This window comes from Sphingobacterium alimentarium, assembly GCF_004342685.1.
GTDB classification, from domain to species: domain Bacteria; phylum Bacteroidota; class Bacteroidia; order Sphingobacteriales; family Sphingobacteriaceae; genus Sphingobacterium; species Sphingobacterium alimentarium.
This window is the reverse complement of record NZ_SMBZ01000015.1, coordinates 24227-36932: the sequence shown is the minus strand read 5'-3', so window position 1 is coordinate 36932 and position 12706 is coordinate 24227. Positions and strand designations below refer to the sequence as shown.

The 12706-nt window shown below is 39.2% G+C and carries 14 protein-coding genes; 1 reads left to right on the top strand and 13 read right to left on the bottom strand.

Annotated elements, in window-relative coordinates; all coding sequences use genetic code 11:
* Positions 1–8: 8 nt before the first annotated feature.
* From EDC17_RS07280 to EDC17_RS07230, 11 genes are all read right to left on the bottom strand, one after another.
* Positions 9–908 carry a WD40 repeat domain-containing protein gene (locus EDC17_RS07280; RefSeq protein WP_132777435.1) on the bottom strand — a complete coding sequence of 300 codons (900 nt, stop codon included), beginning with the start codon at positions 906–908 and terminating at the stop codon, positions 9–11.
* A 383-nt stretch (positions 909–1291) separates the two neighbouring features.
* A complete protein-coding gene (hisIE, locus tag EDC17_RS07275; protein WP_262708179.1) occupies positions 1292–1918 on the bottom strand; it encodes a bifunctional phosphoribosyl-AMP cyclohydrolase/phosphoribosyl-ATP diphosphatase HisIE in 627 nt (208 codons plus the stop codon).
* 179 nt (positions 1919–2097) lie between these two features.
* Positions 2098–2850, bottom strand: coding sequence for an imidazole glycerol phosphate synthase subunit HisF (hisF, locus tag EDC17_RS07270; protein WP_132777433.1), 753 nt, complete (start codon positions 2848–2850; stop codon positions 2098–2100).
* A 1-nt stretch (position 2851) separates the two neighbouring features.
* Entirely contained in the window at positions 2852–3604 is a 753-nt protein-coding gene (locus EDC17_RS07265) for a 1-(5-phosphoribosyl)-5-[(5-phosphoribosylamino)methylideneamino]imidazole-4-carboxamide isomerase (RefSeq protein WP_132777432.1), read from the bottom strand.
* A gap of 20 nt (positions 3605–3624) precedes the next feature.
* Positions 3625–4215, bottom strand: a complete 591-nt coding sequence (hisH, locus tag EDC17_RS07260; protein ID WP_132777431.1) for an imidazole glycerol phosphate synthase subunit HisH — start codon at positions 4213–4215, stop codon at positions 3625–3627.
* Between the two features lie 74 nt (positions 4216–4289).
* Positions 4290–5429: a bifunctional histidinol-phosphatase/imidazoleglycerol-phosphate dehydratase HisB gene (gene hisB, locus EDC17_RS07255; protein ID WP_132777430.1), complete on the bottom strand. Its 1140-nt coding sequence runs from the start codon at positions 5427–5429 to the stop codon at positions 4290–4292.
* Between the two features lie 5 nt (positions 5430–5434).
* A complete protein-coding gene (gene hisC, locus EDC17_RS07250) occupies positions 5435–6487 on the bottom strand; it encodes a histidinol-phosphate transaminase (RefSeq protein WP_132777429.1) in 1053 nt (350 codons plus the stop codon).
* A gap of 54 nt (positions 6488–6541) precedes the next feature.
* The gene (locus EDC17_RS07245; RefSeq protein WP_132777428.1) at positions 6542–7453 is read right to left on the bottom strand and encodes a ribonuclease Z; all 912 of its coding nucleotides are present in this window, start codon (positions 7451–7453) and stop codon (positions 6542–6544) included.
* A gap of 6 nt (positions 7454–7459) precedes the next feature.
* On the bottom strand, positions 7460–7831 hold the full coding sequence (locus EDC17_RS07240; RefSeq protein WP_132777427.1) for an STAS domain-containing protein: 372 nt from the start codon (positions 7829–7831) through the stop codon (positions 7460–7462).
* 18 nt (positions 7832–7849) lie between these two features.
* Positions 7850–8794 (bottom strand): phosphoribosylaminoimidazolesuccinocarboxamide synthase, encoded by a 945-nt coding sequence (locus tag EDC17_RS07235; protein ID WP_132777426.1) that lies wholly within the window; start codon positions 8792–8794, stop codon positions 7850–7852.
* Positions 8795–8852: 58 nt separating this feature from the next.
* On the bottom strand, positions 8853–9827 hold the full coding sequence (locus EDC17_RS07230; protein WP_132777425.1) for a PhoH family protein: 975 nt from the start codon (positions 9825–9827) through the stop codon (positions 8853–8855).
* A gap of 248 nt (positions 9828–10075) precedes the next feature.
* Between EDC17_RS07230 and EDC17_RS07225 the strand changes: the two genes are divergently transcribed.
* Positions 10076–10858: an SAM hydrolase/SAM-dependent halogenase family protein gene (locus EDC17_RS07225; protein ID WP_132777424.1), complete on the top strand. Its 783-nt coding sequence runs from the start codon at positions 10076–10078 to the stop codon at positions 10856–10858.
* Positions 10859–10862: 4 nt separating this feature from the next.
* On the opposite strand, the gene EDC17_RS07220 is transcribed toward EDC17_RS07225, so the two are convergent.
* Together EDC17_RS07220 and EDC17_RS07215 are read right to left on the bottom strand one after the other, a co-directional pair.
* Positions 10863–11429, bottom strand: a complete 567-nt coding sequence (locus EDC17_RS07220; RefSeq protein ID WP_132777423.1) for a hypothetical protein — start codon at positions 11427–11429, stop codon at positions 10863–10865.
* Between the two features lie 4 nt (positions 11430–11433).
* A complete protein-coding gene (locus tag EDC17_RS07215) occupies positions 11434–12666 on the bottom strand; it encodes an LVIVD repeat-containing protein (RefSeq protein ID WP_207895712.1) in 1233 nt (410 codons plus the stop codon).
* Positions 12667–12706: the final 40 nt, after the last annotated feature.

The following is a 12706-nucleotide window of genomic DNA, read 5'->3' as shown; positions in this document are numbered from 1 at the left end:
TCGTAGGGTTACAAGCTAATTTTCCAAACCTTGATTTGCTTGTCATCGCCCGCTGTCAAAAGGAGTTGTTGCGTAGCGCTATATACCCCTGCATTGATAGACAGATAATGGGAATCAATACCCCTGTCGCGCGATACGTTCTTTTGCAACTTGAGATCCACATTCCATCCTTTGATGGTTTTGTCTCGACTTACTGTGGCAAATAAATCTTTCCCTATCGGAATAATACCATACACAGTAAACATATGTGGCGTGATTTCAGCTAACACGGATAAATCAGTACCATTCAATTTATACATCTTGGCATCACGACCTCCAGAAATCAACAACTTATCCACAAAAGCTAAAGCAGTCACCGATTGGGTGTGAACGTTGGCTGAAGTCAACGTATGATAATCCCGAACATCCAGCAAGTGAACTGCACCATTCTTGTCCCCAACAGCTAATACATGGCCTTCCTCATCCAGCGCAACACTCCGAACTGTCGTAGTGGATACCTGAAAAGAATACAATAATTCATAATTTTCAAGATTCCACACATACGCTTTACCTTGCTCGTCAATAGCCAGCAATTCATTCTTCGAAAGGATTGGCTGAACGACAAAAGCAGCTCCTTTGCCAATGCTTAATTTTGCCGCAAGCTCCGGTACATTGGTACGAATAACCAAAATACCGCCACTGCGCAAACTCGCGATCAAAAGGCTTTTTTCTGGAATAAAACACAGTTTATACACCGAGGATGGAACATTACATAATACACGCTTGAAAGCTAGGGTTTGCAGATCCCATTCCACAATCCCTTTGTCATTTCCAGCTGAATACAATAAATTGTTCTGTTCATCTACTGCCAACGTATAAATAGGATTCTGGTGTCCAATCAATGTATTTTCTAAAGTAATATCCATCATAGCTATAAAAAAAGTGCCCTACGAAGATACGGCACTTTTATAAAAACAGTGTCATCCCAAAATTGTAAATGACGATTTTGCAGAAATATAGTTATATTACAATATGAAAAAAACAATTATATCTATATTAATTTACACCATTTCTTTCGCAATATTCAGCACTATAATTGATTTCATATTTTATAAAGAGATAACTATCGATAAAATAATGACCAGGCCCTATCTTATAGAAGCAGCAATCAAGTCCGTATTATTTGCTGTTTTCATGACATTCTTTATGTCGCGGCGCAAAAAGAAAATGAGTTCATCTGAATACACGCAATAAAAAGCAAGCCCCATGAAAATTGATTTATGGGGCTTGCTCTTTATTATTTATCAATTAATTACTGATGTCTACTTTCTAAATTTTTGGCAATAGTTTCTAAAGACAATCCTTTCGCCCGTAGTAAAACTATCAAGTGAAAAATTAAATCAGAAGCTTCATTAATCAAATCTGTTTCCGTTTCTGCTAGTGCTGCGATAACTGTTTCTACGCCTTCTTCACCTACTTTTTGTGCGATCTTATTTAGTCCCCTCTTGCGCAGACGATTAATATATGATTCTTCTGTAGGGAATTCAAAACGATTATTGACGATCCGCTCCAATTCCAATAAAAAATTTTGGTTAAATTCGGTATTGAAACAGCTACGTGATCCCGTATGACAAGTAGGACCCACAGGCTCCGCTTTGATCAGAATAGTATCTTGGTCACAATCGATATGATAGCTTTTCACATGTAAAAAGTTACCGCTCTCCTCACCTTTTGTCCACAATCTATTCTTCGTTCGGGAGAAAAATGTTACTTTTTTTTCTGTTTGTGTTTTTTGCCAAGCCTCTTCATTCATATAGCCTAACATCAACACCTCTAATGTTTGAAAATCTTGGACAATGACTGGAACAAGTCCATTTCCTTTTTCAAAATCTATCATAGTTTTATTGTTTTGTTTTCCCTTTTCACAAAGGGAGTTTATATTCTCATCGTCATTTTAGGACAATAGCTAATTTTTTAGATTCTTCCTGTCGTCAGAATGACACGAAGATTGCTTCTTTCCTCACACCGACGTTGTTAATCACATCATTTCGACCAAAAGGGAGAAATCTAAACATAGAAATTTCTCATTCCCTTTTACTTCATTCGAAATGTCGAATATTATCTAACGACGATACCGTTTTGACGCAATGTGTCTTTTAAATCTGGGATCAATATTTCACCATAATGAAATACCGAAGCCGCCAAAGCAGCATCTACATTGGCTTGCTGGAAAGTATCCACAAAATGTTTTTGATTTCCTGCACCACCAGAAGCAATCAAAGGGATATTGATCGTATCATTGATTTTCTTCAATAGCCCATTATCAAATCCATTCTTTGTACCATCATGGTCCATCGAAGTCAATAAGATTTCGCCTGCACCGCGACTTTCAGCTTCTTTGATCCAGTTTTCAGTTTCGATATCCGTTTTATCACGGCCACCGCGGAGATGCACATAATTATTGCTTTCTACAAAACGTGTATCCACCGCAACGACCACAAATTGCGTCCCGAAAGCTTTCGCCAGATCATCGATCAATTGGGGATTTCTCACCGCAGCAGAATTGATAGAAATTTTGTCCGCACCGCTATTTAATAGGATTTCAGCGTCACGAATCTCATTGATGCCTCCACCGATAGTAAATGGAATATTGACTTGACGCGCCACAGCTTGCACCAAATCAATCGTAGTCTTACGCTTTTCGTGTGTCGCCGTAATATCCAAAAACACCAATTCATCAGCGCCTTGTTGGGAATATTGCCACGCCAATTCGACCGGATCACCTGCATCCCGGAGGTCCACGAAGTTAATACCCTTAACGGTGCGACCATCCTTGACATCCAAGCAGGGAATGATACGTTTTGCTAGCATCTTAGAATTTTATTAATGCTTTCAGATTCCAATCTTTGATCTCTTCGATTGAAATTTTATTCTCATAAATTGCCTTACCCACGACTACCGATTCGATACGGCCTAGCGCGTTTAGCTCTTCGATATCTTTCATCGACGAAATACCACCAGAACCAATCAGTTTTATAATAGGTGAGTGATCCAATAGTTTTTTGTACAACTCTACTCCTGCGCCACCCAATTTTCCATCTTTGGAAATATCAGTACACAAGAAACGGAAGAATCCCAAAGCCAAACATTTATCGATGTATTCGATCAATTTGATCGGTGAACTTTCAAGCCAACCCGAATATTTGATGACCTCATCCAATACATCGATCGCTATCACAATATGATCTGCATACTTCACAGGACCTTGATTTAAAGTAGCTAGTTCTTCCAAAAAAGTAGGATTAGTGATGGCTTGAGTACCTACAATGACACGGTAAATACCCGCATCCACCAATTCTTTTACTTTATCAATACTGCGTACACCGCCACCGTATTGCACTTTCATATCCGTCTTACGGATAATATCAAAAAGGTATTCTTGATTAGAAAAATCGCCTTTAGCACCGTTTAGATCAATGATATGAACAAGTTCAGTACCATTCGCATAGTATTTTTTGATCTGCTCGTCCAAAGAAATATCGTAAGTCGTCACATCTTGATAATTACCTTCTCTAAGACGTACTACTTTCTTGTCTAAAACATCAATCGCTGGAATGATATACATAGTAAATATTCTGTTTTAAATTAAAATCTTGAAAAATTTAGTAACAATTGTTCTCCTGCTCGACCTGATTTTTCGGGGTGAAATTGTACACCGTAAAAATTAGCCTTTTGGAATGCTGCCGCAAAATCTACATCATATGAACAGGTTGCCGCCACAGTAGCCTCCTCCCGTTCGATAAAGTAGGAATGAACAAAGTAAAAGTAACTATTATCGGGAATATCCGTAAAAAGTGGACTATTATTTTCGATACGAACACTATTCCAGCCCATATGTGGAACTTTGGACGCTATTCGTTTATCAAAATGTAACGTCTTCGACGGAAATAACCCCAACATAGCTGCATGCCCTTCTTCCGAAAAGGAAGTCATCAACTGCATGCCTACACAGATACCCAAAACAGGTTTTTCTAAACCTAGAATGGTGTTTACTAGACCTGTATCGCGCAATTTGGCCATCGCTGTACCTGCATGCCCTACACCGGGGATAATTATGTGGCTATATCGCTCGAAGTCCTCTTGGGTATTTATCATGCCATGCGCCACTTGGATTCTATCCAAAGCTGCTGTCAATGAAAAAATATTCCCCGCTCCGTAATTTACTATTCCAATCATATTTGTTTAGTAGTGAGTAGTATGTTTCGTGCAAGAGATTCTTACACGATTATTGGCCTACCTCAATTCCCTTTCTACAATACACCCTTTGTGCTTGGCAATTGCATATTATCTGCATCGCGACGTACCGCTTTTTTAATCGACTTGGCAAAAGCTTTAAAAATAGCTTCGATCTTGTGATGCTCGTTATCTCCTTCAGCTTTGATATTCAAATTTGATTTCGAAGCATCGGAGAATGATTTGAAGAAATGGAAAAACATTTCTGTCGGCATATCTCCTATTTTCTCCCGTTTGAATTCAGCATCCCACACGATCCAATTGCGACCACCAAAATCCAACGCTACTTGCGCCAAACAATCGTCCATCGGCAAAGTATAGGAATAACGTTCGATACCACGCTTATCACCTAAGACTTTCAAAAAGATTTCGCCCAAAGCGATACCTGTATCTTCAATCGTATGGTGCTCATCGATGTGCAGGTCTCCCTTAGCTTTGACTGTCAAATCTATCGCACCATGACGTGCTATCTGATCCAACATATGGTCAAAGAAAGGTAATCCCGTTTCGATATCCGCTTTACCCGAACCATCCAAATTCAACTTGATGTATATATCCGTCTCATTCGTCTTGCGATAATGTTCGCCTGTGCGCGTGCCTAATTTCAAAAACTCATATATAGCTTTCCAATCCGATGTTTCCAACGCTACTGCATCCTCCGCAAACTCTACACCTTCAGCTTTGCCTAATTCATCATTGTTGCGCAGCCAAATAGCTTTAGCGCCCAAATTTTGCGCCAACTTTACATCATTCACGCGATCTCCAATCACAAATGATTCTTTCAGGTTATACTTCGTGGTATCAAAATATTCACCCAACATGCCAATACCCGGCTTACGAGTATCTGCATTTTCATGCGGAAAAGTGCGGTCTATATGTTCTTTGGCAAAAGTTACACCTTCGCCTTCTAATGTTTCAATTATAAAATTATGAACTGGCCAAAAATTTGCTTCAGGGTGCGAATCTGTACCCAATCCATCCTGGTTAGTAACTAACACCAACTCAAAATCCAATTCCTTTGCAATACGCGGAAGATACTGCAAGGCCCCTGGATAAAATTTCAATTTTGCAAAAGAATCTATCTGTTGATCTTCAGGCTCTATGATTAAAGTTCCGTCACGGTCAATAAATAGCACTCTTTTAATCAAATCTGCCATGTTTATTATATATAAAATTGCTTAATAGCCTCTATTAATTTGATATTCTCTTGTGCTGTACCTACAGTAATGCGCAAGCATCCTTCGCAAAGCTCTACTTTTGATCGATCCCGCACAATAATGCCTTGGTTGACCAAGAAATTATACATTTCGCGTGGTTCAATAAGTTTTGCTAAGATAAAGTTCGCATCAGAAGGTGTAATATGGTGGATTTGTGCAATACTTGACAAAGCTTTCACCAACTTATCACGCTCTTCAACAGTTTCCTTAATCCAATTATTCACTTGTTCTACATTCCCTAGTGCTTCTAACACCAGATCTTGGGTGGCTTGATTGATATTATAAGGCGGTTTGATTTTGTTAAAGATGCTAATAATATCTTTACTTGCGAAAGCCATTCCAAGACGTAGAGCAGCTAAGCCCCATGCTTTAGATAGCGTTTGCAAAATCACCAAATTTGGAAATTCATTCAATTCTTGTGTGAACGAACGTTGTTTCGAGAAATTGATATAGGCTTCGTCAATCACCACAATACCTTCAAAATTTGTCAAAACAGTTTCGATATCTTGACGACGAATACTATTTCCTGTTGGATTATTTGGTGAACAAATAAAAATCAACTTCGTGTGTGCATCGATAGCCGCTGCAATGCCTTCCACATTCAATTGATAATCCGTAGTTAAGGTTACTTTACGAATTTCCACGTCATTGATATTTGCGGATACTTCGTACATACCATATGTCGGCGGTACCAAAATCACATTGTCTACACCCGGCTTACAAAACGCTCTATACAATATATCAATAGCTTCGTCACTACCGTTACCTAAGAAAATATTGTCGGCAGGAACACCTTTAATGGAAGAAAGTTTGTCTTTAACTTGATGCTGCAATGGATCAGGATAGCGGTTATAATGATGTGGTAGTGGAGATCCAAATGAATTTTCATTCGCATCCAACAATACCGACGCTTCTCCTTTGAACTCATCACGAGCAGAAGAATAGGGGACTAATTTTTTAATATTATCCCGCAAAAGATTTTCTAAGTTAAAAGACATAATAAGAGCCTGTTAAAATTTAGGCGTAAAGATGTACAAAATTCCACAAAAACGCTAAACTTTATACCATTTTCCTTCCAAACTCAACTCTACGTTGACAAATTCTAATTGGGCTTCTTCAAGTAATGGGATTAATTCACGGTATCTTGCGGAGTAATGACCGAGTAGTAATCGTTTCGCACCCACTTGTTTAGCTACTTGTGCAGCTTCTAGCGAGGTGCTGTGCAAAGTGTCTATAGCACGCCCAATCATATCGTGCATGAAAGTACTTTCGTGATACAACAAGTCTACACCCTGAATACTAGACACATACGCATCAAATGCGCGCGTATCCGAGCAGTAGGCGTAACTGCGGGGTACCGGAGCAGGTTTGGTCAACTCTTCGGCTCTGTAGACCGTGCCATCCAAATCCACACAATCCATCCCCCGCTTCAATCGGGAAAAGAAAACTGTCGGCATATTGAGGTGCTCTATTCGCTCTCGAATAAGTGCCCGTGGACGCTGAATCTCGTCAAAACGAAATCCCGTCGTAGGAACCCGATGTTTTAGTGGAAAGGCGGTAACACGGATGCTATTATTTTCAAATATCAATTCCTCCGCCTCGGAGTTTGTCGGATGAAATATTAAGTTGTACTGAAGTGTAGTCTCCGAATATTTCAGTTGGAGATTAATAATTTCGATAAGCGGTGCTGGACCGTACAAATGAAGATCACTATATCTTCCATGCAGATTCATTGATGACAATAATCCCACAAGGCCTAAATAGTGATCCCCATGCAAATGACTGATAAATATATGTGATATTTTGTTGCTTTTGATTCCAAAACGACTCAACTGCATTTGTGTGCCTTCGCCACAGTCGACTAGGAATATTTGCTCATTGAAATTTATTATTTGGGCTGTAGGATGGCGTTCAAATATAGGGGTAGCCGAACTATTGCCCAGAATCAAAACCTCAAATTTCATAAAATATTATCCTCCAATTAAATCGCGCTGTAGCTCATTCCCAAAGATCATATCTTCAGCATCAATCAAATTCTTTAATATGGTAAAATGCTGATCCAAATGCAGAATTTGTAAAGTCTGAAAAACTTGAGGATGCACATTGACAAGAATAAAATCGCCACCAAGAGCTGAACATAATCGGTGTGCTAATAGCCCCATACGAACCCCCTCTTCGGTAATTTCTTTCACCATGTTAAGGTCCAACACGATATTGCGCTGCCCTGCGGTATTGCGCAACATAAATTCTCCCTTCAAATAATTAGCGGCTACGCCATCTATTACTTCCCTAAGCGGCTCGATAACTACATATCGCTCATGCTTATCAATCGTGTATCTCATAATCTAGATGTTTGTTTTTTAAAGTCCCAGTAATGCTTGCTTGACATTATCCTCTACGCGCGCTAAAACTTCACCTTCAGCAGGATATTGGAATTTCTCACCAGTAATATGCTCATACAATTCAATGTATCTTTCTGAAATAGAGTCAATGATTTCTTTGGTCATCTCCGGCACTTGTTGTCCGTCTTTCCCTTGAAAATTATTCTCAATCAACCATTGACGTACAAATTCTTTAGATAGCTGCTTTTGTGGCTCTCCCTTGGCTTGTCTTTCTTCATATCCTTCTAAATAGAAGTATCGCGATGAATCTGGGGTATGGATTTCATCCATTAAATAGATCTTTCCATCCTTCTTTCCAAACTCATATTTCGTATCGACTAGAATCAGTCCTCTATCTTTAGCAATTTCCGTACCTCTTTCAAACAAAGTGCGTGCATATTGCTCTAATTCTTCGTAATCTTCCTGATTTACAACACCTTTAGAAATTATTTCTTCTTTAGAAATATCTTCATCATGCCCCACAGCAGCTTTGGTAGTAGGGGTAATAATAGGCTCCGGAAACTTATCATTTTCCTTCATTCCCTCTGGCATCGTTACACCACAAAGTTCACGGCCACCATCGCGATAAGTTCTCCAGGCATGTCCGGATAAATATCCACGAATTACCATTTCAACTTTAAAAGGTTCGCACATATGACCAATCGAAACCGATGGATCAGGAACCGTAATCACCCAATTTGGAATGATATCCTCGGTAGCTTTCAAAAATTTTGCAGCGATTTGATTCAAAACCTGTCCTTTGTAAGGAATTGGCTCCGGTAATACCACATCGAAAGCTGAAATACGATCTGATGCAACCATCACCAAATACGTATTATCTATCGTATACACATCCCTTACCTTGCCTCTGTAAAAAGCAGTCTGTTTGTCAAAGTTGAAATTAGTTTCTTTTATCGCACTCATTGTATGTTCAAAATAGGCACCTCAGGATGCCAGCTATATTTTATATGTTTAAGTATTATTAATTATTCAGATCTCCATAAGCCTCTAGAATACGTTTCACCAACTTGTGTCGTACGACATCACTTCCCGTCAAATACACAATGTCGATGCCTTTGATTCCATCTAGAATTTTAATAGCCGTGGCCAATCCCGATTGGTTCTTTTTGGGTAAGTCTATCTGCGTCAAATCCCCGGTTACAATAAATTTGGCTGTAGGTCCCATACGTGTCAAAAACATCTTGAGTTGCATATCGGTAGCGTTTTGAGCTTCATCCAATATGACAAAACAGTTGTCCAGTGTTCGACCCCGCATGAAAGCTAATGGCGCAACTTCTATTGTTCTATTTTCCAAATAACCCTTCAATTTTTCGGCAGGAATCATATCATCCAACGCATCGTACAAAGGTCTTAAATATGGATCTACTTTCTCCTTCAAATCTCCTGGTAGGAAACCTAGATTTTCACCCGCCTCTACGGCCGGTCGGGTCAAGATAATTCTTTTTATCTCTTTGTTGCGTAATGCGCGAACAGCCAACGCTACAGCAGTATAAGTTTTTCCGGTACCAGCAGGACCAATAGCAAATAAAATATCATTCTTATTGATGCTATCCACCATTTTACGCTGATTCGGAGTGCGTGCGCGCACAATTATACCATTCGGTCCATAGACTATAGGCTCCCCTTTTAGGACTGCAGGATTGTTGTCGGCTTTATCTTTGTCTGTAGCTGAAGTCACGGTGGATGGTACACCCAGCAACTCCTCCAATTGCATCATTTCTAAATTGTGGTACTTGGTCACATGATCCAAAATATTTGAGAAAATGGACTCAAATATTTTTTGCTCCGCTTCTTCGCCTAACACTTTTAGCTCTGTACCGCGTGCAATTAATCGTATTTTGGGAAATCTATCTTTTATGAACTCAAAATTTTCATTTTGGGCTCCCCAAAACGAAACTAAATTGACGCCTTCTAAATTGATTATTAATTCGCTCAAATTTTTCGCTTTTTAGTGTATTGTTTTCACAGTAAGGACAATTGATATTCCTATGCTTTCATCCTATGACTTTTATCTTCTCTAACAAAAATACAAACTAATATTCTGACTCTCACCAATTCTAAAAAATATTCACTATTTTGAGCATATTTACGGGTTTTACATAGGTACTTTTTATACCTTTGTAGTTTATTTGAAAAGTAGCAAGGAGATAAAGGAGCGTATTTATAACGCACTAACAATTAGAAATGAGTGTAATTACATTAACAACTGATCTGGGGTATCGCGATTTTTATCAGGCGGCACTTAAAGGGAGTATTATATCATTGCTACCCGATGTGAAGTTGATTGATATCACGCACGAAATATCCTCATTCAACATTCAAAATGCCGCTTTTGTATTGCAAAATGCGTATCATTATTTCCCCAAAAACACGGTCCATCTTATAGGGATAGACACCGTATTTCAAGAGGGCAGTCGCTACGTCGCAATGAAGTATAATGGGCATTACTTTGTCGGCGCGGACAATGGCATCTTCAGTATACTCCTAGGCGAAGATAAAGCCGAAGAATTATACGAAATCGAGCTCATGCAAGACTTACGTTTTCTTCACTTTCCGCTCGCTGACATATTGGTCAAAGCCGCCTGTCATATAGCGTCCGGGAAGAACATAGCCGAATTAGGAACAGCCATAGATAGCCCGCTCCAAAAGGTAACTTTGCTTCCTATCATCGAAGGCAATATCATCAAGGGGCATGTATCCTATATTGACTCTTTTGGCAATGTCATAAGCAACATTAGCAAAGACCTTTTCAATCAAGTTCAAAAAGGCAGAAATTTCATCTTACACTTCAAACGTAATGAAAACATCAATAAGATGAGCTGGCATTACAATGAGGTGCCCGAAGGCGAGAAGTTATGTCTCTTTGGTATATCCAATTACCTCGAAATTGCGATCAACAAAGGGCACGCAAGTACCCTTTTGGGTCTATATCCAGACGAAACCATCATGATCGAGTTTACAGGATAATTTTTTAAAAGCTAATTCCTACCATAAGGGATAAGCGATGCAGATTGTATGTGATGTCTGTAAAACTACCATACCCTCCGCCATTCATAGGTGAAATATCTTTCTTGTACTGCTGATATTTATAACCTAGCGCAATAGAAAAATAATCACGCTGATTGCTTAATTTCCATAGATATCCTAGCTGCGGAGCAAGTAGAATACCACCTTTGATTTTTTCGTGATCTTCCGTCTTATCCAAATTAAAACTATAACCTGCATCCAAGGCCGAATATAGGGATTTGCCTCTGTCAGGTGTCAAAATATATTTTCCTTGTGCAAAGAGCGGTATTCCTTGCAGGGAGGTCACATCTTGTTCCTTTAAGAAATATTTTTCATACCCTAGGCCTACCCCCATGGATACGGTGGGATTTAGCGGCCAAGTTCCTGCTCCCTTGAAAGAGTAACCTATCTTTTCTGATAGACTTGCATAAGAAAGTATGCCGCCTTCAATATGCGTCAACATCTTTACCTGTTGACTATAGGCTGCTACATGCATACCTACAGCCAGTAAAACGCTAAAAAATTTTTTCATAGTATTAGTCAATCGGAGTTACGGCAATACAACTTAATAATTTGATTTTCTTTTTGTCGGAATAATCATATTGACAAACCCCTCCCTCTCCTACTACAATCAATGATTTTGGCCCAGGTATGACATCTGTACTATTTAACGATTTGAAATGTTCTATTTGTCTATCTCCAATTTTCAAAACATCCGAAGCGTCAAAACTTTTCAATCCAAATTTACCTTCACATATATAAAGCATATCGTCAGCAAACCCAAGTCCATGCGGATTCTCCATAGTAAAAGCCTTTACACGAGTTGGCTTAGTTAAATCCTTTATATCAACGACTTCCAGAACGTTCACTTCTCCAGGACATAGATTGCCGGTCCGCAAGGTCACAAAGGCATAATAGTCATTAACGACCACAGGGTCACAAGCCCGAACGTGCGAATATGTAGATAGTTTGACAGGAGCTGCAGCGTCCTCGATACTATAAATAATCATCCCTGTGTTGGTACCGATGAATAAGTTGTTTTTATGCGGAAAAATAGTTTCGATCCCCCCGCCCAAAAGAATATTTTTGCGAAAAGTCGGGTTCTTCGTATCCGACACATCAAACAAATTTAGGGAAGACCAATCAACAGTATACAAATGGTCGTTAGCCAGTGTAAAACGGGCCATTGATCCTCCTTGACCATAATTCCCTCCCGCTGAAGTGTTAGGTCCTCCGTTAGAGAAGTTTCCGTCATAATTAATAGGCCACCTAGATGTTGCAGCCACAGTTGTATCCTTATAGCCCACGATGACATGCAATTTTGATGTACCATTCCAATTTACATAATTTTGTTTGAATACATCTTCGACACGTTTCAAGAAACTGGGTGATGCAGGATTGGTTAAATCATAAACTAATAAATCAACATGATTATCCGCATACAGAACATTATCTTTCACGGCCATATCGACATTCCCCGAGATCGGAAGAAAGGAGATCGGAATAGGATTGGAAGGGTTTGCATTATTGAAAATATGAACCCCCTTTGTTGGCTCATTAATAAACAAATAATCTTTATAAATGTATATTTTGCCCGTGGCGTTGACTGGTTGAGGAGCAATGGGAGTTACAGCCTGTAATCTGATATTTGCCATTTTCTCCAGAATGGGCAATTTGTACTTGTAGTAAGAGGTGTTATCCACCTTATCACAACCGAATAAGCAGGATATAACTACTCCTAGGAATAAAAAAGTTTTTGTTAAATTCATAATTTGGTAGTTTAGTATTAAAATAATAACGTAATGAAAT

What these genes read in the sequence shown, in the direction of transcription:
- EDC17_RS07220 (WP_132777423.1), bottom strand. Translation starts at nt 11,429, where the DNA reads ATGAAAAAATTTTTTAGCGTTTTACTGGCTGTAGGTATGCATGTAGCA.
- EDC17_RS07280 (WP_132777435.1), bottom strand. Translation starts at nt 908, where the DNA reads ATGATGGATATTACTTTAGAAAATACATTGATTGGACACCAGAATCCT.
- hisH (WP_132777431.1), bottom strand. Translation starts at nt 4,215, where the DNA reads ATGATTGGAATAGTAAATTACGGAGCGGGGAATATTTTTTCATTGACA.
- EDC17_RS07225 (WP_132777424.1), top strand. Translation starts at nt 10,076, where the DNA reads ATGAGTGTAATTACATTAACAACTGATCTGGGGTATCGCGATTTTTAT.
- EDC17_RS07265 (WP_132777432.1), bottom strand. Translation starts at nt 3,604, where the DNA reads ATGTATATCATTCCAGCGATTGATGTTTTAGACAAGAAAGTAGTACGT.
- hisC (WP_132777429.1), bottom strand. Translation starts at nt 6,487, where the DNA reads ATGTCTTTTAACTTAGAAAATCTTTTGCGGGATAATATTAAAAAATTA.
- hisF (WP_132777433.1), bottom strand. Translation starts at nt 2,850, where the DNA reads ATGCTAGCAAAACGTATCATTCCCTGCTTGGATGTCAAGGATGGTCGC.
- EDC17_RS07245 (WP_132777428.1), bottom strand. Translation starts at nt 7,453, where the DNA reads ATGAAATTTGAGGTTTTGATTCTGGGCAATAGTTCGGCTACCCCTATA.
- hisB (WP_132777430.1), bottom strand. Translation starts at nt 5,429, where the DNA reads ATGGCAGATTTGATTAAAAGAGTGCTATTTATTGACCGTGACGGAACT.
- EDC17_RS07240 (WP_132777427.1), bottom strand. Translation starts at nt 7,831, where the DNA reads ATGAGATACACGATTGATAAGCATGAGCGATATGTAGTTATCGAGCCG.
- EDC17_RS07235 (WP_132777426.1), bottom strand. Translation starts at nt 8,794, where the DNA reads ATGAGTGCGATAAAAGAAACTAATTTCAACTTTGACAAACAGACTGCT.
- EDC17_RS07215 (WP_207895712.1), bottom strand. Translation starts at nt 12,666, where the DNA reads ATGAATTTAACAAAAACTTTTTTATTCCTAGGAGTAGTTATATCCTGC.